This window comes from Ruegeria sp. YTSA064 (assembly GCF_059610325.1).
This window is the reverse complement of record NZ_JBXWNK010000008.1, coordinates 169,871-192,672: the sequence shown is the minus strand read 5'-3', so window position 1 is coordinate 192,672 and position 22,802 is coordinate 169,871. Positions and strand designations below refer to the sequence as shown.

The 22,802-nt window shown below is 56.9% G+C and carries 22 protein-coding genes; 13 read left to right on the top strand and 9 right to left on the bottom strand.

Features of this window, described 5'->3' with window-relative positions:
* The first annotated feature begins 28 nt into the window (after positions 1-28).
* Positions 29-1,207: a TIGR03862 family flavoprotein gene (locus AC2FI7_RS13975; RefSeq protein ID WP_496816193.1), complete on the top strand. Its 1,179-nt coding sequence runs from the start codon at positions 29-31 to the stop codon at positions 1,205-1,207.
* 3 nt (positions 1,208-1,210) lie between these two features.
* Here AC2FI7_RS13975 and holA read toward each other — a convergent pair whose 3' ends face one another.
* From holA to AC2FI7_RS13955, 4 genes are all read right to left on the bottom strand, one after another.
* A complete protein-coding gene (gene holA / locus AC2FI7_RS13970; RefSeq protein WP_010440792.1) occupies positions 1,211-2,239 on the bottom strand; it encodes a DNA polymerase III subunit delta in 1,029 nt (342 codons plus the stop codon).
* Entirely contained in the window at positions 2,236-2,727 is a 492-nt protein-coding gene (gene lptE, locus AC2FI7_RS13965) for an LPS assembly lipoprotein LptE (RefSeq protein ID WP_010440794.1), read from the bottom strand. Before lptE ends, holA begins: the two co-directional genes overlap by 4 nt.
* A complete protein-coding gene (gene leuS / locus AC2FI7_RS13960) occupies positions 2,714-5,266 on the bottom strand; it encodes a leucine--tRNA ligase (RefSeq protein ID WP_010440797.1) in 2,553 nt (850 codons plus the stop codon). The genes lptE and leuS overlap by 14 nt, the downstream gene beginning before the upstream one ends.
* Before the next feature lie 72 nt (positions 5,267-5,338).
* Positions 5,339-5,827: a DUF3576 domain-containing protein gene (locus tag AC2FI7_RS13955; protein ID WP_010440798.1), complete on the bottom strand. Its 489-nt coding sequence runs from the start codon at positions 5,825-5,827 to the stop codon at positions 5,339-5,341.
* A gap of 282 nt (positions 5,828-6,109) precedes the next feature.
* Between AC2FI7_RS13955 and AC2FI7_RS13950 the strand changes: the two genes are divergently transcribed.
* Both AC2FI7_RS13950 and AC2FI7_RS13945 read left to right on the top strand, forming a co-directional pair.
* Entirely contained in the window at positions 6,110-7,117 is a 1,008-nt protein-coding gene (locus AC2FI7_RS13950; RefSeq protein ID WP_010440800.1) for a porin, read from the top strand.
* A 102-nt stretch (positions 7,118-7,219) separates the two neighbouring features.
* Complete coding sequence (locus tag AC2FI7_RS13945; protein WP_010440803.1) at positions 7,220-7,879, top strand: YggS family pyridoxal phosphate-dependent enzyme; 660 nt, start codon at positions 7,220-7,222, stop codon at positions 7,877-7,879.
* On the opposite strand, the gene AC2FI7_RS13940 is transcribed toward AC2FI7_RS13945, so the two are convergent.
* Both AC2FI7_RS13940 and ribA read right to left on the bottom strand, forming a co-directional pair.
* A complete protein-coding gene (locus tag AC2FI7_RS13940) occupies positions 7,863-8,363 on the bottom strand; it encodes a L,D-transpeptidase family protein (RefSeq protein ID WP_029621876.1) in 501 nt (166 codons plus the stop codon). The two genes, AC2FI7_RS13945 and AC2FI7_RS13940, sit on opposite strands and share 17 nt — an antisense overlap.
* Positions 8,360-9,454 carry a GTP cyclohydrolase II gene (gene ribA, locus AC2FI7_RS13935; RefSeq protein ID WP_010440806.1) on the bottom strand — a complete coding sequence of 365 codons (1,095 nt, stop codon included), beginning with the start codon at positions 9,452-9,454 and terminating at the stop codon, positions 8,360-8,362. Before ribA ends, AC2FI7_RS13940 begins: the two co-directional genes overlap by 4 nt.
* Positions 9,455-9,615: 161 nt before the next feature.
* On the opposite strand from ribA, the gene AC2FI7_RS13930 reads away from it, so the two are divergent.
* From AC2FI7_RS13930 to AC2FI7_RS13905, 6 genes are all read left to right on the top strand, one after another.
* Complete coding sequence (locus tag AC2FI7_RS13930) at positions 9,616-10,302, top strand: response regulator transcription factor (RefSeq protein ID WP_008756096.1); 687 nt, start codon at positions 9,616-9,618, stop codon at positions 10,300-10,302.
* Positions 10,303-10,466: 164 nt separating this feature from the next.
* Entirely contained in the window at positions 10,467-10,958 is a 492-nt protein-coding gene (locus tag AC2FI7_RS13925; RefSeq protein ID WP_010440809.1) for a GNAT family N-acetyltransferase, read from the top strand.
* 114 nt (positions 10,959-11,072) lie between these two features.
* Positions 11,073-11,861, top strand: a complete 789-nt coding sequence (locus AC2FI7_RS13920) for an exodeoxyribonuclease III (RefSeq protein ID WP_010440811.1) — start codon at positions 11,073-11,075, stop codon at positions 11,859-11,861.
* An 87-nt stretch (positions 11,862-11,948) separates the two neighbouring features.
* On the top strand, positions 11,949-12,866 hold the full coding sequence (locus AC2FI7_RS13915) for a tetratricopeptide repeat protein (protein ID WP_480456600.1): 918 nt from the start codon (positions 11,949-11,951) through the stop codon (positions 12,864-12,866).
* A gap of 27 nt (positions 12,867-12,893) precedes the next feature.
* Positions 12,894-13,535: an LON peptidase substrate-binding domain-containing protein gene (locus tag AC2FI7_RS13910; protein ID WP_010440815.1), complete on the top strand. Its 642-nt coding sequence runs from the start codon at positions 12,894-12,896 to the stop codon at positions 13,533-13,535.
* Entirely contained in the window at positions 13,532-13,717 is a 186-nt protein-coding gene (locus AC2FI7_RS13905) for a Trm112 family protein (protein ID WP_010440817.1), read from the top strand. The genes AC2FI7_RS13910 and AC2FI7_RS13905 overlap by 4 nt, the downstream gene beginning before the upstream one ends.
* Here the strand turns inward: AC2FI7_RS13905 and AC2FI7_RS13900 are convergent.
* The gene (locus AC2FI7_RS13900) at positions 13,714-14,940 is read right to left on the bottom strand and encodes an FAD-dependent monooxygenase (RefSeq protein ID WP_010440819.1); all 1,227 of its coding nucleotides are present in this window, start codon (positions 14,938-14,940) and stop codon (positions 13,714-13,716) included. The two genes, AC2FI7_RS13905 and AC2FI7_RS13900, sit on opposite strands and share 4 nt — an antisense overlap.
* Before the next feature lie 87 nt (positions 14,941-15,027).
* Here AC2FI7_RS13900 and AC2FI7_RS13895 point away from each other — a divergent pair, with 87 nt between their 5' ends.
* The 4 genes from AC2FI7_RS13895 to AC2FI7_RS13880 all read left to right on the top strand — a co-directional run bounded on the left by AC2FI7_RS13895 (position 15,028) and on the right by AC2FI7_RS13880 (position 21,188).
* Positions 15,028-16,356 carry an amidase gene (locus AC2FI7_RS13895; protein ID WP_010440821.1) on the top strand — a complete coding sequence of 443 codons (1,329 nt, stop codon included), beginning with the start codon at positions 15,028-15,030 and terminating at the stop codon, positions 16,354-16,356.
* Positions 16,357-16,464: 108 nt separating this feature from the next.
* Entirely contained in the window at positions 16,465-17,646 is a 1,182-nt protein-coding gene (locus AC2FI7_RS13890; protein ID WP_010440822.1) for an aminotransferase class I/II-fold pyridoxal phosphate-dependent enzyme, read from the top strand.
* A gap of 14 nt (positions 17,647-17,660) precedes the next feature.
* Complete coding sequence (locus AC2FI7_RS13885; RefSeq protein ID WP_010440824.1) at positions 17,661-20,552, top strand: DNA translocase FtsK; 2,892 nt, start codon at positions 17,661-17,663, stop codon at positions 20,550-20,552.
* Positions 20,553-20,591: 39 nt separating this feature from the next.
* A complete protein-coding gene (locus AC2FI7_RS13880) occupies positions 20,592-21,188 on the top strand; it encodes a LolA family protein (protein ID WP_010440826.1) in 597 nt (198 codons plus the stop codon).
* Positions 21,189-21,198: 10 nt separating this feature from the next.
* On the opposite strand, the gene AC2FI7_RS13875 is transcribed toward AC2FI7_RS13880, so the two are convergent.
* Together AC2FI7_RS13875 and AC2FI7_RS13870 are read right to left on the bottom strand one after the other, a co-directional pair.
* A complete protein-coding gene (locus AC2FI7_RS13875; RefSeq protein ID WP_010440829.1) occupies positions 21,199-21,780 on the bottom strand; it encodes a transglycosylase SLT domain-containing protein in 582 nt (193 codons plus the stop codon).
* A gap of 60 nt (positions 21,781-21,840) precedes the next feature.
* Positions 21,841-22,722, bottom strand: coding sequence for an AEC family transporter (locus AC2FI7_RS13870; protein WP_010440831.1), 882 nt, complete (start codon positions 22,720-22,722; stop codon positions 21,841-21,843).
* Positions 22,723-22,802 lie beyond the last annotated feature (80 nt).

Genomic DNA, 22,802 nt, shown 5'->3' with positions numbered 1-22,802 from the left:
GAAGCGTGCATTGGGCAAGAGGGACACAATGGCGCAAACCGTTGTCATAGGAGCAGGACCAGCGGGATTGATTGCTGCCGAGCAACTTGCTGCTGCAGGGCATGAGGTTCTTGTGGCCGAAGCGAAACCTTCGGTGGCGCGCAAATTTTTGATGGCAGGAAAGTCTGGGCTGAACCTGACCAAAGACGAACCCTTTGAGACTCTTATTTCCGCATATGGGGAAGCTGCGAACTGGCTGCATCCGATGATCCAAGCGTTTGACGCGCAGGCGGTCATGTCTTGGGCCGGTGGTCTGGGGCAAAAGCTTTTCACAGGTTCAACTGGCCGTGTATTTCCCAAAGCGATGAAGGCATCGCCCTTATTGCGGGCGTGGTTGTCCCGACTTGATCGGGCTGGTGTCGAGATCAAAACCCGATGGCGCTGGAAAGGTTGGCAAAATGGTGCGTTGGTGTTTGAAACGCCCATTGGGGCACAGTATTGCACCCCAGACGCGACAATATTAGCGCTCGGCGGTGCCAGTTGGGCGCGGCTTGGATCGGATGGGGCATGGGCACCTTGGCTTGTAGAACAAGGTGTCAGCGTGGCCCCGTTCGCACCCGCTAATGCGGCTCTTTCAGTCGATTGGAGCCCGTACATGCAGCCTCATTTTGGTGCAGCCCTAAAGTCGGTGAGATGGTGGGCAGGTCAATTTCAAAGTCGAGGTGAGGCGACGATTTCCGCAAAGGGCTTGGAAGGTGGGGGCCTGTATTCTCTGACGCCGGCACTTCGGAATGGCACGCCACTATTTGTGGATCTGGTTCCGGATATTTCGAAAGATGCGCTGCATGAGCGATTGGGTGCGAAGAAACCCAAGGCGACCCTGTCGCATTGGTTGAAAAATGGTTTGCGCCTGTCTTCGCAGAAGGTCGCTTTGTTTCATGAAATGACCAAAGGTAGCGATTTGGCACCATCGCATTGGGTCGAGACCCTGAAGAACCTGCCTTTACACCATTCTGGCCTGCGCCCGATGGATGAAGCGATCTCGACTGCAGGTGGTATTGAGCGTCATTCGGTGAATGAAGGCCTAATGCTGACCGCCTTGCCTGGCGTCTTCTGTGCAGGCGAGATGCTGGATTGGGAAGCACCAACTGGCGGTTATCTTCTGACCGGCTGTCTGGCGACGGGTCGATGGGCTGGGCAGTCGGCAGTTGAATGGTTGAACCGCTAGGCTTCAGCCGGATCTGGCCAGCATCGCCAAGCGGATCATGGCCCTCTCCACCAGCGCCATTGCTGGTGCGGTTTGGCCAGCCGAGCGCAAGGACAGGTCAGTATCGGTCAGAACCGTTAATGCGGTCTGCAATTTCTGTGCCCCCCAACCCTGGGCTTGCCGTAAGATCCGATCGCGCCGTTTGCCATAGACCGGAGGGCGCAATTTGCCGATTCCCTGTGCCGCTCCGCCTGGATCTGACGCACAGGCATAGAGAGTTCGGAAATGTCGCGTGGCACCGATACACAAGGTTACCGCATTGGTGCCCTGCGCCTGCAACCGCCGGATCAATGGCCCGATCTCTTGTGCACGGCCTTCGGCGACAACGTTCAACACATCATCCAGTGCGGCCTCAGTCGACCGTGGCGCGCATGCCTCGATATCTTCTATGATCAGTTCGCTTGTGTCGCCACGCTTGTAAAGCGACAGTTTCTCAACGGTTTGCGTGAAATCGCCGGGGCTCAGCGCCATGGCGAGCTCGCTGAGGGCCGACATCGAATCACGCGGAATATTCTGTAATCCGGCTTGCGCTAGAATTCGTTCCACCTCGGCCCGAGAGGGTGGATCATCATAGATACCAACGGCGTACGCTGCCGGGTTCGCCTCAAACGCTTTGCGGATTTTTGAGCTGGGTTTGAGCTGACCAGCGGTTACAACAATTTGTGCGTCGCCATGATCCCAGTCTTCCAAAGCGGCAAGAATCGCGGGCGCTGCCACATCTGTCGTGTCTTCGACAAATACCGCGCGGGGTCCGGGAAAAAACCCGACCGCCTTTACTGCGTCCAGCAACAAGGCCGGGTCGCTGCGCAGCTCGCTTCCGGGGATTCGGGTCAGGCGCATTTCTTCTTCCGCGCCGGGTCCAAGCAGGGCGGCCAGTACCTGTTGGCGTTTCAGGGCAACCCGCATGGCGTCCGCGCCGTAGATCAGCAAACCCGCTTTGCCCTCATCCGGCTTGGCAAAATATCCGTCAGCCTCGCGCGGGCTCAGCTTCATGCGGACAGGCCCGGTGTGGCATATAGACGATTCACGATCTGATCGGCCAGTATCACCATCAATCGCTCGGTCGCGTCGCGTTCATCAGCCAATGTTGAGACGGTCGAGCCAGCGGCAGAATAACCGACGAAATCTGTGACCTGTCCAGAGGCAAGGACCTGCCCGGTCGCGTTGGACTTCAACTCGTATCTGGCATTGCCATCAATCGTGTAGCGATTGGTTTCATTTGCCGTCGTGATTGAGGCTCGGCGGGTGACCGTCGAAACCACGACATCTAGTTTGTATTCATTGCCGGAGGTCGCGCTTCGGCCCAATTTACGCTCAAGATTCTGTACCAGCAGAAAACTTTCGACCGTATTCGGTGCTGATACCTCAACCTTGCCATCCAGAGCCGAGCCTGATCCACCGGGTGCATAGACCGGCTCGAACCCGCAAGCGGCAAGCGCTAGCGGCATCAACAGCAAGGTTCTGCGATCAAACGACGACATTTACGATTCGGCCCGGAACAACGATTACTTTTCTCGGAGCAGCGCCATCCAGCGCCTTTTGCACAGCTTCGGTGCTGAGCGCGATTTTTTCAACCTCTGCCTTGTCCATGTCTTTCGGAACGCTGATTTCTGCACGGCGCTTGCCGTTGATCTGAATGGGCAGGGTGATGGTGTCATCAACCAGCATCGCCTCATCGGCCACAGGCCACGGTGCTGTTGCGACCAAACCTTCGCCGTCCAGCATCTGCCAAAGCTCTTCTGACAGATGAGGGGTCATGGGCGACATAAGCTGTGCCAGCGTTTTTGCGGCCTCGCGCTTGGCTGCGGTGCCCGCCTTTGATTTCGCCAGCGTGTTGGTGAAAGCATAAAGCTTGGCGATGGAGGCGTTGAAGCCGAAGGATTCGATGCCGCCTGACACATCGTGAATGGCTTTGTGCATCTCGCGCAGTAGCGCTTCGTCCTCGGCATTGGCGGCCACGTCCGACCCGACGATTTCCGATGCGATCCGGTGCACCCGGCTCAGGTGCTTGAACGCGGCTTCAGCGCCGGACGCGGTCCATTCCACGTCGCGTTCGGGTGGCGAATCGGACAGCACGAACCAGCGCGCGGTATCGGCACCGAAGGCCGAGATGATGCTTACCGGATCAACCACGTTTTTCTTGGATTTCGACATCTTGGCCGAGGGGATGATCTCTACCTCGGTGCCGTCGGCCAATTTGCCGTCGGTCACATCCTCGGGCAGGTGGTAGACCGGTCGGCCCTTGGCATCGCGCGTCTGGTAAATCTCGTGCGTGACCATGCCTTGCGTGAACAGCGCATTGAAGGGCTCGATGGCTTTTTTCGGCAGGTGGCCAGTGATGTTCATCGCCCGCGCGAAGAAACGGGAATAGAGCAGGTGCAGAATCGCGTGTTCGATCCCACCGATATACTGGTCGACGTTCATCCAATACTCGGCTTCGGCAAGATCGGTAGGCGATTCCGCGCGCGGCGCAGTGAAACGGGCGAAATACCACGACGAATCGACGAACGTGTCCATCGTGTCGGTTTCGCGCTTGGCCGGTGCGCCGCAGGACGGGCAAGGGGTGTCACGCCAGTTGGGGTGACGGTCCAGCGGGTTGCCCGGGATCGAAAAGTCGATTGGTTCGCCGTTGCCACCGTCATAGGGCAGCTGAATCGGCAGATTCTCTTTCTTCTCTGGCACGGTGCCGCATTTGTCGCAATGGACAACGGGAATCGGACAACCCCAATACCGCTGACGGCTCAGACCCCAGTCGCGCAGGCGGTACTTAGTGACGCCTTCACCCCATCCTGCCTTTTCGGCGAAATCGACCGTCGCGTTGATCGCCTCATCACCGGTCGCCTCGGTCAGACCGGCAAAATGGTTCACCCAGCGGACCTTTTCGGTCTTAGGCGGTACAAAGGCGATTTTGTCGACCGGTGTGTCACTGTCCAGTGCGAAGAACGTGTCGATCACCGGCAGGTCGTATTTGCGGCAGAAATCCAGATCGCGCTGGTCATGGGCGGGGCAGGCGAAGATCGCGCCGGTGCCATAGTCCATGAGGATGAAGTTGGCGATCCAAACCGGCAGCTCCCAGTTCGGGTCCAAAGGGTGCTTGACGCGGATGCCGGTATCGTAACCCAGCTTTTCGGCCGTTTCGATGGCTTCTTCGGTGGTGCCACCCTTGCGGCATTCGGCAACAAATTCAGCAACTTCGGGGTTTTCGGCCTCGAGCTGCTTGGCGATCGGGTGGTCAGGCGAGATGCCAACAAAAGATGCCCCCAGCAGCGTGTCGGGACGAGTCGTATAGACGGTGATAGGCTCTTTGCCATCGGTTCGTTCGAACCCAAACTGAAGGCCGCGCGACTTGCCGATCCAGTTTTCTTGCATCAGGCGCACCTTGGCGGGCCAGTTATCCAGCGTGTCCAGCGCGTCGAGTAACTCCTCGGAATAATCCGAGATCTTGAAAAACCACTGAGTCAGCTCCCGACGCTCCACCAATGCACCCGAACGCCAGCCACGGCCGTTTTCTACTTGTTCATTGGCCAAAACGGTCATGTCGACCGGGTCCCAGTTCACTACGGCGTTCTTGCGGTAGACAAGACCGGCCTCAAGCATATCTAGAAACAGCGCTTGCTGTTGGCCGTAGTATTCCGGATCACAGGTGGCAAATTCACGGGACCAATCGATCGACAGGCCCAGCGGTTTCATCTGACCGCGCATGTCGGCGATGTTGCCGTAGGTCCAGTCTTTAGGGTGGCCGCCGATTGCCATCGCGGCATTTTCGGCTGGCATTCCGAAGGCATCCCAGCCCATCGGATGTAGCACGTTATGTCCGGTCGCCAGTTTATGCCGCGCGATCACGTCGCCCATCGTATAGTTGCGCACATGCCCCATATGAATGCGGCCTGAGGGATAGGGGAACATTTCAAGCACGTAGTATTTCGGCTTGTCCGCCTTGTGGTTGGCGGTGAAGATTCCGGCCTTGTCCCAGGCCTCTTGCCATTTTGCTTCGATTTCGTTGGCCGAGTAGCGCGACATGGTGCGGTCCTTCGTGAATGAAAACGCCGGGTATGAACCCGGCGTTGTATTATTGTGATTTCTTGCGGGTTGCTAGAACTTGTTGTCAGCAATCCGTAGCTGACGGGCCCGGGATAGGATTGCATCCTCAACCGCGCGAGAGGTTGCCGCACTGACCGGGGAACCGCCACTGGTTTGAAGCGCAACAGAAAGTGAGCGCGCCTCGAGCGCTGGATCACTAATATGTACCGTTGCGCGATACGACCGCCCGCCGCCGGGCGGCCTTCCGTAACCGGTAACGATCACACCTGTAAACGGATCAACCTCTTCAATGGGCAGGAAATTCAGCACATCCAGTGACGCGGCCCAAAGATAGCGGTTTACCTGCGTTACCTGCTCGGATGTGTCCGGGCCGAAGATGTCCCATATCGTTGTACGATTCGGATCATTCAGCTCGCGCTCTTCTGACGAGCTGCCATCAACGGTCAAAACGCTGGCGTCTCCTGGCGGCAGTCGCCCGCGACTACAGGCAGAGACAGTCGCCGTCACCATGATCAAACCCAGAATCGTTATCAGGCGCATCGTTGGAAGGTCCTGTTTTACTTGTTTTGTACTGTTTGAATGTCACTCCTAGACAAGGAGTGGTGCTGCAACAAGCCTATTCTTTACATATGGGCGTGAGTTGCCCGCAGGACCTGGCGGAAAATCGACTGTGGCATCCTTGCACCAATTCGATCTGAATGACGGCAAGGCGTTTATGCCAAGCTTGCGCAACCGGGGTAAAAAAAGCGAAACGATGTGCGTGCTGAGACACGTGCTTTGCATGTGTCGAGTAGAAATATCTTTGAAACCGAGGGAAACAAGATGAAAAAAGTTCTCTTCGCATCGACCGCTCTGATCGCAACCGCAAGTGTTGCAGCGGCCGACGTTAAATTCAGCGGTTATGGCCGCTTTGGTATTGGTTACCTGGAAGACCGTACCGGCACCGTTGATTCGATTGATGGCGGCACCGCTTCTGGCGTTGACACCGACAACACAATCCTGATCTCGCGTTTCCGTCTGAACATCGACGGCACCGCAGAAACCGACGGTGGTGTTGAGTTCTCGGCTCGTGTTCGTCTGCAAGCTGACGAAAACGCCGGCAACGGCGAAGCAGGCACAGCTCAGCTGAGCGGCGCGCGCTTCTCGGCAATCTACGGCGGTCTGCGTGTTGACGCGGGTAACGTATCGGGTGCCTTCGACAACCTGGCAAACTACTACGGTAACGAGCCTGGTCTGGAATTCTTCATCGGTCAGTATGCTGCTGTTGACTACAGCTTCCTGGCATTCTCGTCGACCGGCGCAGGTTCGAACGCTGTGTTCTTCCAGTACGCAGTTGGCGATTTCGCCTTTGGCGCGTCGTATGACCAAGCCACTTTTGCTGAAACTGCAACTGCCGGTGCAGACACCGACAGCGGCGACCGCTGGGATATCAGTGCAACTTACACCTTCGGCAACGTCACAGCCGCTCTGGCCTATGGTCAGACCGACCGTCCGTTCGGTGGTGAGAAAGACACTCTGACCGTACTGACCTTGGGCGCTGACTTCGGCGACTTCAACGGTACCCTGTTTGTAGCTGACGATGACGTTGCAGCAGATAACCTGAACGGCACCGCGTATGGTTTCTCGCTGGCCTATAACCTGGGCGCGGCAACCACTCTGACCGCTGCTTACGGTGACGGTAGCGCAGACGACGACACCCAGCAGTACGGCATCGGCTTCATCCATGACCTGGGTGGCGGTGTGTCGCTGAAAGGTGGTCTGGGCAACACCAAAGCTGGTGACGGCGACAGCCGCGTTCGCGCAGACTTCGGTGTCAACTTCAACTTCTAAGTTGATTTGAACCGCAAGGTTTAAGGGCAGGTCTTCGGACCTGCCCTTTTCTTTTTTGTCTACATGATGTTTTGCTGCAGCAAACGCAAAATGAGAGGCCCCATGTCGCTGCAAGATATCACCGACCGTATCGCAAAAGCGGAATCCGCATCCGGGCGCGCCACTGGGTCTGTAAAGTTGATCGCGGTTTCCAAGGTTCAACCCAACGATCGGGTCGAAGCCGTTTTGCAACAGGGCCATCGGTGTTTTGGAGAGAACCGGGTTCAGGAGGCAGCGGGCAAATGGCCCGCGTTCCGGGAAAGTTATCCAGATGTCGATTTGCATTTGATCGGACCGCTGCAGACCAACAAGGCGCGGCAGGCGATTGAGCTTTGCGATGCGATCCATTCGGTAGATCGGCCAAAGCTTGCGAAAACACTGGCGAGATTGGCGCAAGAAATGGGCAAGTGCCCGGATCTGTTCATTCAGGTCAATACGGGAGAAGAGGATCAGAAGGCAGGCGTACTTCCACTTGATGCGGATACCTTTATCGCTGAATGCCGGGGCCTTGACTTGCCCCTTCGTGGATTGATGTGCATACCACCGGTCGAAGAAGAACCCGCGCTGCACTTCGCGCTTTTGGCAAAAATAGCCGAAAGGAACGGGTTGGACGGGTTATCGATGGGGATGAGCAGCGATTTCGAATCCGCAATTGCCTTGGGCGCGACTCACGTTCGCGTCGGATCAGCCATCTTTGGTGCGCGCGTTAAGCCTGAGGAATGATCAGCCGATTACCCGGTGCAATCTGCCGCGCGATCCATCGTAGATGGTCGCGCCGGAAGGCGATGCAGCCTTCTGTGGGATAGCGCGGTCGTCGCCACTGATGCAGGAATATGGCCGAACCTTGACCGGGTATCGAGTCTGGGTAATTCCAGTCGGTTATAAGTATCAGATCGTACAACGGATCGGGACGACGCAGTTTTTCGTGGCTGTAGCCGTGAGGCGCATGAACCAGATGATTATAGGCGGTGTCTTCTACGTCGTCTGACCATAAATCGTTTGTTCCGATAGGGCGCGCCCAAGAAGCGGGCCGCGACATTCGGTCAGCGCGGTAGAGCATCCCGACAATATGATGTGCGCCCACAGGTGTAGCCCCATCACCTTCCCGTTTGGTTCGACTCAAAGATCCCCTGCCTATCGCACAGGGGAACATGCGCCCCAGAAACCGTATGCCCCGAGGTGTTAGAACCAGATCGCGTGGTGTCACAGTAAATGACCCGATTTCGCCGCTTTGGTTGCAAGATATGAGCGGTTGAAATCGGTTTCGCCCACCTTCAGCGGAACGCGTTCAGTGACGGCGATTCCGGTTCGCTCCATCATCGCGATCTTAGCGGGGTTGTTGGTTAGCAGACGCACCGAACTGAACCCCAGAGACTTCAGGATGTCAGACCCCAGTCTAAAATCCCGCTCGTCATCTTCGAAACCCAATCGATGATTGGCTTCAACCGTATCAAAGCCCTGATCTTGTAAAAAATAGGCGCGCATCTTGTTGGCGAGCCCAATGCCGCGGCCTTCCTGATTCAGATAGAGCAGTACCCCCGCACCTTCGGCGCCCATCTGAGTTAGAGCTCCGCGCAATTGCGGACCGCAGTCGCATTTCAGGCTGCCCATAAGATCACCGGTAAAACAGGCTGAATGCAGCCGAGCGAGGACGGGTTCGTCTCGGTCCGGACGTCCGATCTCAATGGCGTAGTGTTCCTCTCCGCCGTCTTCAGGGCGGAATACGTGCAGGCGACCAGCCTCTGACACTTCCATCGGGAGACGCGCGGCGACGACAGGATGCAACGCGCTTCGATCGGTCAGATGTGGTGCCGCGCGTGCATGATCGATACGGGTCAGCCCGTGCGTTGCTGCAAACTCATGGCTTTCATTGATGGGGACGACCACAGTCGCGGGTAGCAGTTGGGCCGATTTGGCCAACGCAATCGCGATCCGGTGCAAATTTGCGCTGCCCTGCCGCTGGGTCATCAGCGGCCCTTTCATGGGCGCGTTCAGATCGTCCGAGGGGTCTGCGACTGCCTGGACCCAGCTTAGCTCGGCATCCGCTGGAATCATGACCCGGGCCAGATCGCCGTCATACGCGCGCGCTTTTAGTGTTTCGGCGCGCCGCATTGTAATGGCCACAACCGGTTCTCCACCAAGGGTACGCAAGTCTGCCAGTCTCTGCGGGCTCAGCGTTTCCGTGGCGAAAGCGAGAGCACCGAAACCGAGTTCATCCGTTAGAACGACAGGAACACCCATTCGCAGGTCCGCCCGCGCCCGCGCCAGCAGTTCAGTTATGTTGGGGACGAGACTCATGTATGTTACCCTATAACGATTTGTCTTTCTCCTACCCCGATCAATGGGAAATGTGAAACAATTCCTATGCGACAGACACGAGGCCGTGAGGCGACTGCAGTATATCTTGCTGATTGCATTCTCCGTACGCAAGTGATGGAAAAGGCTTAGGAGGACCGGACATGGCTCAGCTCAAGAAAATCCTGCTGGTGGATGATGACGAAGATCTGCGCGAAGCGCTCAGTGAGCAACTCGTGATGACTGAAGATTTTGATGTGTTCGAAGCATCAGATGGTCAGTCCGCAATGGAGCGTGCACGCGAAGCGATTTACGATCTGGTTATTCTAGATGTCGGCCTGCCCGATACCGATGGCCGCGAGCTGTGCCGCCTGATGCGCAAGCAAGGTGTCAAAAGCCCTGTACTGATGCTGACCGGGCACGACAGTGATGCCGATACGATCCTTGGCCTGGATGCAGGTGCAAATGACTATGTCAGCAAGCCTTTCAAATTCCCGGTTCTTTTGGCACGCATTCGGGCCCAACTGCGTCAACACGAACAATCCGAGGATGCAGTATTTGTTCTTGGTCCCTATACCTTCAAGCCAGCGATGAAGATGCTGATGACCGAAGATGATCGCAAGATCCGACTGACTGAGAAAGAGACGAACATTCTCAAGTTTCTCTATCGGTCGACCGATGGCGTTGTCGCGCGCGATGTCCTGCTGCACGAAGTGTGGGGTTATAACGCCGGTGTTACGACGCACACATTGGAAACACACATCTACCGTCTTCGTCAGAAGATCGAACCCGACCCGTCAAATGCGCGCCTTTTGGTCACAGAATCGGGCGGATATCGCCTTGTTGCTTGACTAATGGTGGATTGACTTGGATCAAAGTGATACCCTGTAGGTATCTTTAGATTACTCCCAACCCGCGCATGTCCGGGTTATGACATGCACCTCCCTGTTGGACTGCCGGGCCTCATGGCCCGGCTTTTTTTAACGCTCAGCCAATTGATCGCCTGAATTCTACTATGCTGTCACGATCAGAGATTGAGATGAAACTGACCTTTACACGCCTACCCGAGGTTGATCCGCAAGATATTCTTTCGCACATGTCTGATCCTCGCTTGGCTGAACATTTGCCTCTGTTAACAAGCGGATGGGACAACGCAGCCGTCGACCAATTTGTTCAGGTCAAGGAAGAGTACTGGGTGCGTGACGGGCTTGGGCATTGGGCAATATTGCAGGGCGATACATATATAGGTTGGGGTGGGTTCCAAAAAGAAGGCGACGAGTGGGACTATGGTTTGGTTCTGAGGCCTGAATGTTTTGGATTAGGCTCGCGGATCACGCGACAGGCAATTGAATTTGCTATTGCGGACACGCGCATCCCGTTCGTGACGTTTTTACTGCCTCTATCGCGTCGGAAATCGGGGGCTTTGGCACGGTTGGGTGCCCACTATATCGGTGAAATCGAGTATGAGGGTGCGAAGTTCAGAAAGTATCGTATTAAAACGGGCTGAAAGCCCGACACATGCCGTTTCGGGCAATAGGATCTGATTTGTCGGTCTTTTCCCATGGCGCCGCTCACAGTCGCGCGCTAACCTGCGCAGATCGAGACAAAGGAACTTTCCGATATGCCCTTTACCCTTGCCACATGGAACATCAACTCGGTCCGCCTGCGAGAGCCTATCGTGCTGAAATTGCTGCAGGAAGAAGCGCCGGATGTGCTGTGTTTGCAGGAATGCAAGTCGCCGGTCGACAAGATTCCGACCGAGGGCTTCGCCGAGCTAGGCTACACGCATATGATCGCGCGGGGGCAGAAAGGCTACAACGGTGTCGCCATCCTGTCCCGGCTGCCGCTCGAGGAAGTGGGCGACAAGGATTTCGCGGGTCTGGGCCATGCGCGGCATATTGCGGGCCGGTTGGAAAATGGTGTGACTATCCACAATTTCTATGTTCCTGCCGGGGGTGACGTCCCGGATCGCAAGATGAATGAGAAGTTTGGTCAGAAACTGGACTACCTGACCGATATGCGGGACTGGTTCCATGCCGAGAAGCCGGAAAAGTCCATACTGGTTGGCGATTTAAATATTGCCCCGCGCGAAGATGATGTCTGGTCGCACAAACAACTGCTCAAGGTGGTTTCGCATACGCCGATCGAAGTTGAAGCGCTGGCCGAGACGCAGGATGCGGGTGGCTGGGTCGATATTACCCGGCAGGATATCCCCGAAGGGCAGCTTTATAGCTGGTGGTCCTACCGGGCGCGGGATTGGGACGCGGCAGATAAGGGGCGCAGGCTGGATCATGTCTGGGCCACGCCTGATATCTCGAACGCTGGCCATTCCAGCCGAGTTTTGCGCGATGCGCGTGGATGGGAGAAACCAAGCGATCATGCGCCGGTTTTTGCGACATTCGACGTCTGATTGATGTAAAAACGCTCGACTCAGCCCTTGGTTTCTGAACTGCGGGGCTGCATATAGAGCGCAAATACGAACCTGAGAGTAAATACCATGGATCTTTTGAACGGCGCAGCCGGCCCTGATACCACTGATCTGATCAAGGATGGGACCGAGGCCACTTTCATGGCCGATGTGGTCGAAGCCTCGCAAGAGATGCCGATCATCGTCGATTTCTGGGCTCCATGGTGCGGTCCTTGCAAAACGCTAGGCCCGGCACTGGAAGAGGCGGTGACCGCAGCCAAGGGCGCGGTCAAGATGGTCAAGATCAACGTGGATGAGGCTCAGATGATCGCGGGCCAGTTGCGTGTGCAGTCGATTCCGACCGTCTATGCCTTTCATAAGGGGCAACCAATTGACGGATTTCAAGGCGCCTTGCCGGGGTCTGAGATCAAGGCATTTATTGATCGCGTGATCGAAGCCGCAGGTGGTGAGAGCCCCGGTAATCAGCTGGACGATGCGGTTCAGGCCGCAGAAGAAATGTTGACTGAAGGGGCGGCCGTTGACGCGGCGCAAACCTTTGCGGCTATTCTGGGCGAGGATGCCAACCACGCTGCAGCTTATGGCGGGCTAGTACGGGCGCATATCGCGCTGGGTGATCTTGATCAGGCTGAAGCCATCCTCAACGGTGCCCCGGCCGAGATTTCAACTTCGCCCGAGGTTGAAGCAGCCCATGCGCAGCTCGAACTGGCTAAACAGGCGGCGGATGCTGGGCCGGTTGGTGAATTGACTGCGGCGGTTGAGGCTGAACCTGACAACCATCAAGCCCGATTTGATCTTGCGCAGGCCTTGCATGCCAACGGTGATGTTGAAGAGGCGGTCGCTCAATTGCTCGAACTGTTCCGCCGCGATCGCGAATGGAATGAGGGCGCGGCCAAGGCTCAGCTCTTCACGATCTTCGATGCGCTCAAGCCCAATGATCCGATCGTGTTGAACGGACGGCGCAAGCTCAGCTCGATGATATTTGCCTAAATTCCGATCAGGGCTACACTCGTCTACATGATGCACCCCGCTGATCTGCCGGAAACGGTGTCTGTGTTTCCTCTGCCCGGAGCGCTGCTGTTGCCGCGCTCGCGCCTACCGCTGCACATTTTTGAGCCGCGCTATCTCCAGATGCTGGATGACGCTCTGAAAACGTCCGAGCGGCTGATCGGGATGGTGCAGCCGAACACCTGTCAGGGGGACGAGACCAAGCTGCATCAAATCGGTTGCGCTGGCCGCATCACGCAGTTTTCCGAGACTGAAGATGGTCGCTATCTGATCACTCTGACTGGTATATCGCGATTTAGGGTCAAATCAGAATTGGACAGTTTCACCCCGTATCGGCGCGCCTCAGTGTCTTGGGATGGGTTCGATCGTGATCTGGGCAAGGCCGAAGTGGATGATGGTTTTGATCGAAACAGGTTCCTAAAACTACTGGAACGGTTTTTCTCATCGCGCCAGTTGTCGACCGATTGGGACACGATGAAAGACGCAGACGACGAGCTTTTGGTCAATTCGCTGTCGATGATGCTCGAATTTGACCCTGAGGAGAAGCAGGCCCTGCTTGAAGCCCCCTGCCTGCGTACCCGGCGCGAGACCTTGGTGACATTGATTGAGTTCGCCATGCGTGGCGGATCGAATGAGGAACATCTGCAATGAGCACACCCGAACACGCATTTGATCGCCATATGCTTGAGGCGTTGATTTGTCCGCAGACGCACACGACGCTGCACTATGATGCCGAGCGGCAGGAACTCGTTTCCAAAGCCGCCGGGCTAGCCTTCCCGATCCGCAACGGTATCCCAGTGATGCTTGTGGATGAGGCGCGCGAACTGGACTAAATCGGACGCCCTTGTAGCAGTTTCGGCAAATCACCGGTCAGACCTGCTGCCTCGCGCACAAAGCCCCGGCGCAGCCCGGGCAGAGATCCGACAATGCCCATACCGATATCCCGGCCCATGCGGAGCAGAGGGTTGTCGTTTGAAAACAGCTTGTTGAACACATCCGTCGCCATTGCGAGCGAGGCGGTGTCGAACCGACGCCACTCCTGATAGCGCTCCAGTACCAGCGTTGATCCGATATCTTCGCCACGTCGTCCAGCAAGAGTCAGGACCTCGGCCAAGGCCCCCACATCGCGCAGTCCCGCGTTCAGGCCTTGCCCAGCAATGGGGTGCATGCCGTGGGCGGCGTCTCCGACCAAGGCCAGTCGATCTGCTATGAAGGAGTTGGCAATTGTCAGGTTCAGCGGATATGTGAACCGGTCGCCTTGCAGGTGGATGTCCCCAAGGAAATCGCCAAAGCGCGGGCGCAGGATCTGCAGATAGTCTGCCTCGGGCAGGGCATTGATCTGTTTTGCCGTCTCACTGCGTTCGCTCCACACGATGGAACTACGGTTGCCGGTCAGAGGCAGAATCGCCAGCGGGCCGGGGGGCATGAAGAATTGATGGGCAATTCCGTGATGGGGCAGTTCGTGTTCTATGGCGCAAACCAAAGCGGTCTGTCCATAGTCCCATCCCGTGCGCTTTATCCCAGCGCGCGCTGCAGTCCCGCTGCGACGACCATCGCAACCGACCAAAAGATTGCCAGACAGAGTCGAACCGTCATCCAGCGTCAGCGTCGCTCCGAGTGCTGTGATGTCCTGAGATACAACAGTTTTGCCGCTGATTTCGGTGATCCCGGCATGTTCGGCCATGGCTTCCAGAAAGGCACGCCGAAGGTGACGGTCTTCGACCATATAGCCCATTGGACCTTCTTCGATCTCAGCATGATCGAAATGCATGAAAAATGGCGAGGGTCCTGCACCGGCATGGCCATCGGTGACCTTGATTTCGAGCATGGGCTGGGCATGTTCTTCGACCTTCTCCCAAACGCCGATTGCGTCCAGAAGACGTTGCGAGGCCAGCGCCAGTGCGTAAGCACGCCCATCAAAGGCCGCGTTCTTGCGCACCTTCTCTGCCAGAGCATCAACTACGGTGACCGAATGCCCGGTCTGAGCCAGCGCCAGCGCAAGAGCGGGGCCATTCAGGCCACCGCCAACAATCAGGATGTCGGATCTGTGTTCCATGTGCTGCAATATGCGTGCCCATTCGGGATTGTCCATGTGCGGTCCTGTCGCTACCGTCCGGACACGGAATTAACTGGAGGGGACCGGATGCAAGACTGGCTGACCATGACGGCATGTGATTTGGGCCGTGGTATCGGAATGGGGCAGATCGATCCGGTTGAACTTACCGAAACATATCTGAGCGCGATTGACGCCCATCCACATCGCGATCGCATTTACGCCTGTGTTACCCACGACCGCGCCCGCGCCGAGGCACAAGCAGCTCAAGAGCGGGTCAAACTTGGCCTGCGTCGATCATTGCTGGATGGGGTTCCGATCAGCTGGAAAGACCTGTTTGACACGGCAGGCGTCGGAACCGAGGCAGGTTCGGCCCTGCTAAAAGGCCGCGTTCCCGAATCTGACGCGCAGGTGGTACGGAACGCGACAGCAATGGGCACGGTCTGTCTGGGCAAAACGCATATGAGCGAATTGGCGTTTTCGGGTTTGGGCCTCAACCCTGTGACGGCCACACCTCCGTGTGTGAATGACGAAGAGGCCGTGCCCGGAGGTTCATCCTCAGGGGCAGGGGCCTCGGTGGCATGGGGTCTTGCGGCTGGTGGCATCGGATCAGACACGGGTGGATCGGTGCGCATTCCTTCTGCATGGAACGATCTTGTGGGGCTCAAAACCACGGCGGGGCGCGTTAGCCTCGAAGGCGTCGTACCGCTCTGCCTGAAATTCGATACGGTTGGGCCTTTGACAAGGTCTGTTGAGGATGCCGCTCATATGCTGGCTGCACTGGAGGGCACAGCCCCGGCTGATCTGCGCGGGGCCTCTTTGAAAGGTCGCCGCTTTGCTGATTTGCAGAACGTGGCCAAAGATGATCTGCGCGAGGCACCTGCCAAGGCCTATGATGAGGCGCTAGTGCGTCTGAAAGAGGCCGGGGCCGAGATTGTTCCGCTTGAAGTGCCCGAGTTGAACGATGCGATGGGACTGTCAGGTGTGCTTTATACGACCGAAGCCTATGGTCTGTGGCGCGACGTGATCGAAGCGAACCCTGAAGCGATGTATCCCGAAATCCTGGAACGGTTCCGCATGGGCAAAGCCTATACCGGCCCAGATTACGTGGCTGCCTGGTCAAAGCTGACTGCCTGCCGTCAGGCCTGGGACGCGGCGACCGCCGGGTTTGACGCGGTGCTTGCGCCGACGGCGCCGATCCTACCGCCCAATCTCGACCGGCTGATGAATGATCATGACTACTATGTCACCGAAAATCTCTTGGCCCTCCGAAATACAAGGATTGGAAATCTGATGGGGCTTGCGGCGTTGACTTTGCCCACGGGAACACCCGGTTGCGGGCTGATGATGCTGGGCTATCCGGGGTCGGAAGAGGCCCTGTTACGGCTCGGATCAGCCGCCGAAGGTGCTTTGACCTGAATGCCACAATCCCCTGATTCGGAACCTCTTTGTCTGGACGAGACCCGGGTCGATCTGTAATCTGCCAAGAAACGGGGCGCAAAATGACCCCGATATTGAGGCAGTATGATGAATTACCCCGAGCGGTTTTCGAACCTACCGGAATATGCATTCCCGCGTCTGCGCGCCCTGTTGGATCATCATCAACCGGGTGGTGATATCGTTCACATGACCATTGGCGAGCCCAAGCACGATTTCCCGCCCTGGGTAACCGACGTGATCATGGAAAACGCCGCCGGATTTCAAGGCTATCCGCCAAACGAGGGCTCGCCCGAATTGCGCGCTGCAATCGCTGACTGGGTCAACCGCCGCTATGGCGTGTCAATGGGCGCAGATACCAATGTGATGGCTCTGAACGGCACCCGCGAGGGGTTGTACAATGCTGCGATGGCACTGTGCCCTGAACAGAAGAATGGCCAGCAGCCGATCATTCTGTGCCCTAACCCGTTTTATCAGGTCTACATGGTCGCCTCGATCTCGGTCGGAGCGCAGCCCTATTTTGTGTCCGCAACCGCCGCAACTGACCATTTGCCGGACTACACCAGTTTGCCCGAAGAGGTGATGAATCGCACGGCCGTCGCCTATATCTGTTCACCCGCGAACCCTCAGGGGGCGGTCGCATCGCGAGACTATTGGGCTGAACTGATCCAATTGGCCGAGAAATACGATTTTCGCATCTTTGCCGATGAGTGTTACTCCGAGATCTACCGCGACACCGCTCCGGTCGGTGCGCTGACCGTTGCACAGGAGCTGGGTGCTGATCCCGAGCGGGTTACTCTGTTCAACTCACTGTCCAAGCGATCAAATCTGGCCGGATTGCGGTCCGGGCTGATCGCGGGTGGGCCTGAAACAATAAAACAGGTCAAGCTGTTGCGCAGCTATGCGGGTGCACCCTTGCCTGCACCGTTGCAGGCCGCCGCCGCCAAAGTCTGGGCCGATGAGGTGCACGTGCAGGAGAACCGCGCTCTCTATCAGGAGAAATACGCAATCGCGGATGAGGTCTTTGCAGGTGTGCAGGGTTACATGCCGCCTGAGGCCGGGTTCTTCCTGTGGCTGCCGGTCGAAAACGGCGAAGAAACCGCATTGAAGCTTTGGCAGGAAACCGGCGTTCGGGTTCTGCCGGGCGCATATCTTTCCCAAGGTGATCCGGGGCAAAACCCGGGCGAGCAATTTATCAGGGTCGCTATGGTGGCTCCAAAAACAGAGATGAAGCGCGGGCTGATCACGCTCCGCGACTGCATCTATTCGTGAGGTACGAGGGCAAAATGGCATCATTGAACGCGCGCAACCGTGACCCGCTGCTGGACAGCACCACGCAGGCCGCCATCGAACGGCGCAGTAAGGAACTGATCGGGATCGCTCTGATCTTGTTGGGGCTCGCAGCGGCCGCGATGGTATGGTCCTATACGCCTGACGATCCGAACTGGATGGTCTCAACCGACGCACCTGTGCAGAATTGGATGGGGCGCATCGGGGCCTCGATCGCCGCACCGTTGTTCATGATCGTGGGGTGGGGCAGCCTGGGTGTCGCGCTGGTATTGGTCACCTGGGGCGTGCGCTTTGCTGGTCATTTTGGCGAAGATCGCGCCATTGCCCGTTTGATTTTCGCTCCGATCTGGATTGCAGTTCTGGCCGTATACGCAGCGACGCTGGTGCCGGGTGTCGAGTGGCGGGCTACGCATAGCTATGGGCTGGGCGGTCTGTTTGGTGACACGGTGATGGGCGCTTTGTTGACGCTGTTGCCGATCTCTTCACATTTTCTTGTCAAGCTGATGTCGCTTGCGATGGCGGTTGGGATGCTAGCGCTGGGCGTTTTCGTGTTGGGTTTTACCAAAGTCGATGTGCGCAATGGTTTCCGGGCCTTCTTGTTGGGGCTGGTCATGGCTTATGACTTGCTGATGAATGCGCTGGGCCGAGGGGCGACCGCGACCGCGCAGGCCGCGCGCGATCGAAAAGCGCAGTGGGCCGAGCGTAAAGCAGAACGCGCAGTAGCGGTGCAGGCGGATTTTGATGATGATCTGGCCTATGCAGATCCTGTTTTTGAAGACCCTGAGCCTGAAGTTCAGGAGCCCGCAGCTAAGACAGGTCTTCTGGCGCGGATGCCATCGCTGATCCGCCGCCCCGAACCGATGCCCGAACCCGAGTTGATCGAAAACGTCGCTGTCGAAGGCTATTACGATATGCCCGGCGAGGATCGTATTCGGTCCAAGATTTCGGCTGCGGTACGCAATCGTAAGGTCGCGGCAGGGGAGCTGACGCCTGAACCTGATCCGAGTCTGCCATTGACCAAAGGGCGGGGTAGGGGTCCGGATCCGCTGATATTGAACTCTGGCGTGGCAGATGAATTGCCACCTGAGCCTCCGATGACATCTGCCGGTTTGCCCCCCGAACCACCGATGACTGCTGGTTCTGAGGCGTCTTATTTGGCTCAGGCTGATTTTGTGGCCGAACCGGACTATGAAGACGAGGCAGTGTTTGAGGATGCCCCTGAACAAGCGCCGCAACCACGGCAGGCGGTTAAGATACCGGTGGCAGAACCGCGTAAGCCCGTAGTGGCTCAGCCGGTTCGCCGCACTCCGCCGCCTTCGCGCCGGGCACAGGCCGAGGCGCAGCCGACACTTTCATTTGAGGAGCGGCATTCCGATTTCGAACTGCCACCGCTGGGCTTGTTGTCAAACCCGGCCAGCATTCAGCGTCATCACCTGAGTGATGAGGCGCTGGAGGAAAATGCGCGGATGCTGGAAAACGTACTGGATGATTATGGCGTCAAGGGTGAGATCGTCAGCGTCCGCCCTGGCCCTGTGGTCACCATGTACGAACTTGAACCGGCTCCGGGCCTGAAGGCCAGCCGCGTGATTGGTTTGGCGGACGATATCGCGCGCTCGATGTCGGCCTTGTCGGCGCGGGTGTCGACTCTGCCGGGGCGCTCGGTCATTGGGATCGAACTGCCGAATGAAAATCGTGAGATGGTGGTGCTGCGCGAGATCCTCGCCAGCCGTGATTTCGGTGATGGCAATCACGCCCTGCCACTGGCGTTAGGTAAGGATATCGGCGGTGAGTCCGTCGTAGCGAACCTCGCAAAGATGCCTCATCTACTGATTGCTGGTACAACCGGTTCCGGTAAGTCGGTAGCGATCAACACGATGATCCTGTCGCTGCTTTATAAGCTGACGCCGGATGAATGCCGCCTGATCATGATTGACCCGAAGATGTTGGAACTGTCCGTTTATGACGGTATTCCGCATCTACTCTCACCCGTTGTGACTGACCCGAAAAAGGCGGTCGTGGCCTTAAAATGGGTCGTGGGCGAGATGGAGGATCGCTATCGCAAGATGTCCAAGATGGGTGTGCGCAACATCGCGGGCTACAATGGCCGCGTGAAGGACGCGCTGGCCAAGGGAGAGATGTTCAGCCGCACGGTCCAGACCGGATTCGACGATGAAACCGGTGAGCCGATGTTCGAGACCGAGGAATTCGCGCCTGAGGCAATGCCTTATATCGTCGTCATCGTCGATGAGATGGCCGACCTGATGATGGTCGCAGGTAAAGAAATTGAGGCCTGCATCCAGCGTCTGGCGCAGATGGCGCGTGCCTCAGGTATTCACCTGATCATGGCCACGCAGCGCCCCTCGGTCGATGTGATCACCGGCACGATCAAAGCGAACTTCCCGACACGGATTTCATTCCAGGTAACTTCGAAAGTCGACAGTCGCACCATTCTGGGCGAGATGGGCGCCGAACAGCTGCTGGGGCAGGGCGACATGCTGTATATGGCTGGCGGTGCCAAGATTACCCGTTGCCACGGCCCGTTTGTCTCAGATGAAGAGGTCGAAGAGATCGTCAATCACCTGAAGCAGTTCGGCCCGCCGGAATATGTCGGCACCGTTTTGGAAGGTCCGGCCGAGGACAAAGCCGACAATATCGACGCGGTTCTGGGTCTGAATACTGGCGGTAACACCAACGGTGAAGACGCCCTTTATGATCAGGCGGTGGCGATTGTGATCAAGGATCGCAAATGCTCGACCTCGTACATTCAGCGGAAACTCGCCATTGGCTATAACAAAGCGGCACGGCTTGTTGAGCAAATGGAGGATCAAGGCGTTGTTTCCGGGGCAAATCATGTGGGTAAACGCGAAATCCTCGTCCCCGAGCAATAGGATATTTAATAACAAGGGCAGAACGCTTATCTGGGGCGTATGAAACAGATTGCTTTTGCCCTTGCTCTGACACTGGCCGCACCCGCCGCATGGGCGGCGGACAAGCTGCCGCTGTCGCAGATTTCTAACTATCTGAATCAGTTGAAAACGGTTCAGACCACGTTCACGCAAGTAAACGATGATGGCTCATTAAGCACCGGAAAGCTGTGGTTGCAGCGTCCGGGTAAGATGCGGTTTGAATATGATCCGCCAAATGACGCGGTGGTTTTGGCACGGGCCGGAACAGTGCAGATATTCGACCCCAAATCGAACCAACCGCCCGAGCAGTACCCTTTGAAACGTACCCCACTGTCTCTGGTCTTGGCGCGCAATGTCAATCTTGCACAAGCCAACATGGTCGTGGGTCACGACTTTGACGGAACAGCTACGATTGTCACGGCTCAGGACCCCAAGAACCCTGAAAGCGGCCGGATCGAACTGATGTTTACTTCCGATCCGGTTGAGCTGCGCAAATGGGTGATACACGACAACGCAGGCAGTCAGACGACCGTTCTGCTTGGGCCTCTGATCGAGGGTGGGACCCTCGATTCAAATGTGTTTTCTAACAAGGCCAGAATCGGGTCAAGCGATCGCTGATCCGACAGGTTCAATATCGGCAATTCGCCAACTGGGCCTGATACAGCTCTGCGCGGGCGTCCACATCACTCGCCACATTCAGCAGCCATGACTTGCTGTTGTAGCTGCCGCGTGCGTAACCTGTATGACCTTCGTGATAGGCCAGATACTGGTTGCGTGTGTCGCTGGGGTGGATGCCGTTCCGCTCATAGCTTTTGTTCATGTACCAGCCGATGAAATCTGACGCATCGCGAATGCGATCCCGCTTGGCGCGGCGTTTACCGGTTTCGCGCTGATACTGCTCCCAGGTGCCATCAAGCGCCTGGCCATAACCGTAGGCGCTGCTTTGACGACCCATCGGAATAACACCCAGCACATATTTGTGCGGGGTGCGTGCGTCGTGCCTATACCGGCTTTCCTGATAAATTGTCGCCATCTGAACGTGGACCGGAACGCCCCATTTGCGCTCGGTGCTTTTGAAGGCCTTGATATAGTCGGGCTTTTCGCGCGCAATGCTGCACGCGTCATTCAATCTGCTTGGCGGCTGCTTCGACCCGCCACCACAGGATGCCAAAAGCAGCACCCCGAAGAGTACGAAAAGAAATCTGCTCATGTGCCTCGTGCCTTTTTTCTTTATTCTAGCGCAGATTGAGCATTTTGGAAATCACAATCGTTACAGAATAATAGCGAGAATTAGAGGTAGTGCTGCAACAGACAACATCGTCGAGACCATAACCATACCGGCAACGGCGTCGGAATCAGCCTCGAACCTTTCCGCCAGCAGGTATGATGTCACGGCGACCGGCGTGCACATCTGCAAGACCAACACTCCAAAAGCCACAGGCCCCAACCCAAAACCGGCGGCAAAAGCCCAGCCGAGCCCGAAGCACACAGAAAGCTTGAGCAGAGAAAGCCAAATCGCCTGTTGCAATTTTTGGGTTGTCAGTCGGGCAATCGCTACGCCCAGTGTAATCAGCATCATCGGAATCGCCATCTGACCCAGCAATTCCAGCGTGTTGGTCAGAAACAGAGGTGTTTGCCACCCACGCCAAAGAAACAAGGCCCCCAGCAACGTGGCCCAAACCATGGGTTCGCGCAGAACCTTGCCAAATGCTCCGCGCCCGGCGACCAGATAGATTCCGTAGGTGAATGAGAACAGAGCGGTCACTGCCAAAAATATCACCGCATAACCCAATCCTGCCTGACCAAATGCAAATATGCAAAGCGGTAGCCCAAGATTGCCGGTATTTCCAAAGATAAGCGGTGCCAGATAAGTGCGTTGCTCCATTCTGGTCAATCGCACAAAGGCCCAAAACACTGCTGCCAGCGCGATATGGGCCGCAATTGCCGCAATGGTGAACCGGGTCAGATCCCCACCGGGAATATTGGTCTGCATCAGGGCGACAAAAATCAGACTGGGCACCGCAAGTGTGACCGCAAGACGCGTTACAAACTGTAGCCGATACTCAAATCCAAGCCTAACCCATGCGAACCCGATCCCAGCCAAAAGGAACACAGGGGCCACGATTTCGAACACTGTCAGTAGTAGGTGCACAGACTGTTTCCCCGAATTTCCACTCAATGATTGGCTTTTCCGCCCGAAAAGAGGTAGTAACCTCTTTGGGGGCCGAAACA

What these genes read in the sequence shown, in the direction of transcription:
- AC2FI7_RS13900 (WP_010440819.1), bottom strand. Translation starts at nt 14,940, where the DNA reads ATGGAACACAGATCCGACATCCTGATTGTTGGCGGTGGCCTGAATGGC.
- ribA (WP_010440806.1), bottom strand. Translation starts at nt 9,454, where the DNA reads ATGAGTCTCGTCCCCAACATAACTGAACTGCTGGCGCGGGCGCGGGCG.
- AC2FI7_RS13875 (WP_010440829.1), bottom strand. Translation starts at nt 21,780, where the DNA reads ATGAGCAGATTTCTTTTCGTACTCTTCGGGGTGCTGCTTTTGGCATCC.
- AC2FI7_RS13890 (WP_010440822.1), top strand. Translation starts at nt 16,465, where the DNA reads ATGAATTACCCCGAGCGGTTTTCGAACCTACCGGAATATGCATTCCCG.
- AC2FI7_RS13930 (WP_008756096.1), top strand. Translation starts at nt 9,616, where the DNA reads ATGGCTCAGCTCAAGAAAATCCTGCTGGTGGATGATGACGAAGATCTG.
- AC2FI7_RS13885 (WP_010440824.1), top strand. Translation starts at nt 17,661, where the DNA reads ATGGCATCATTGAACGCGCGCAACCGTGACCCGCTGCTGGACAGCACC.
- AC2FI7_RS13950 (WP_010440800.1), top strand. Translation starts at nt 6,110, where the DNA reads ATGAAAAAAGTTCTCTTCGCATCGACCGCTCTGATCGCAACCGCAAGT.
- AC2FI7_RS13895 (WP_010440821.1), top strand. Translation starts at nt 15,028, where the DNA reads ATGCAAGACTGGCTGACCATGACGGCATGTGATTTGGGCCGTGGTATC.
- AC2FI7_RS13925 (WP_010440809.1), top strand. Translation starts at nt 10,467, where the DNA reads ATGCTGTCACGATCAGAGATTGAGATGAAACTGACCTTTACACGCCTA.
- AC2FI7_RS13975 (WP_496816193.1), top strand. Translation starts at nt 29, where the DNA reads ATGGCGCAAACCGTTGTCATAGGAGCAGGACCAGCGGGATTGATTGCT.
- AC2FI7_RS13920 (WP_010440811.1), top strand. Translation starts at nt 11,073, where the DNA reads ATGCCCTTTACCCTTGCCACATGGAACATCAACTCGGTCCGCCTGCGA.
- AC2FI7_RS13945 (WP_010440803.1), top strand. Translation starts at nt 7,220, where the DNA reads ATGTCGCTGCAAGATATCACCGACCGTATCGCAAAAGCGGAATCCGCA.
- AC2FI7_RS13905 (WP_010440817.1), top strand. Translation starts at nt 13,532, where the DNA reads ATGAGCACACCCGAACACGCATTTGATCGCCATATGCTTGAGGCGTTG.
- AC2FI7_RS13955 (WP_010440798.1), bottom strand. Translation starts at nt 5,827, where the DNA reads ATGCGCCTGATAACGATTCTGGGTTTGATCATGGTGACGGCGACTGTC.
- leuS (WP_010440797.1), bottom strand. Translation starts at nt 5,266, where the DNA reads ATGTCGCGCTACTCGGCCAACGAAATCGAAGCAAAATGGCAAGAGGCC.
- AC2FI7_RS13915 (WP_480456600.1), top strand. Translation starts at nt 11,949, where the DNA reads ATGGATCTTTTGAACGGCGCAGCCGGCCCTGATACCACTGATCTGATC.
- lptE (WP_010440794.1), bottom strand. Translation starts at nt 2,727, where the DNA reads ATGTCGTCGTTTGATCGCAGAACCTTGCTGTTGATGCCGCTAGCGCTT.
- AC2FI7_RS13910 (WP_010440815.1), top strand. Translation starts at nt 12,894, where the DNA reads ATGATGCACCCCGCTGATCTGCCGGAAACGGTGTCTGTGTTTCCTCTG.
- holA (WP_010440792.1), bottom strand. Translation starts at nt 2,239, where the DNA reads ATGAAGCTGAGCCCGCGCGAGGCTGACGGATATTTTGCCAAGCCGGAT.
- AC2FI7_RS13880 (WP_010440826.1), top strand. Translation starts at nt 20,592, where the DNA reads ATGAAACAGATTGCTTTTGCCCTTGCTCTGACACTGGCCGCACCCGCC.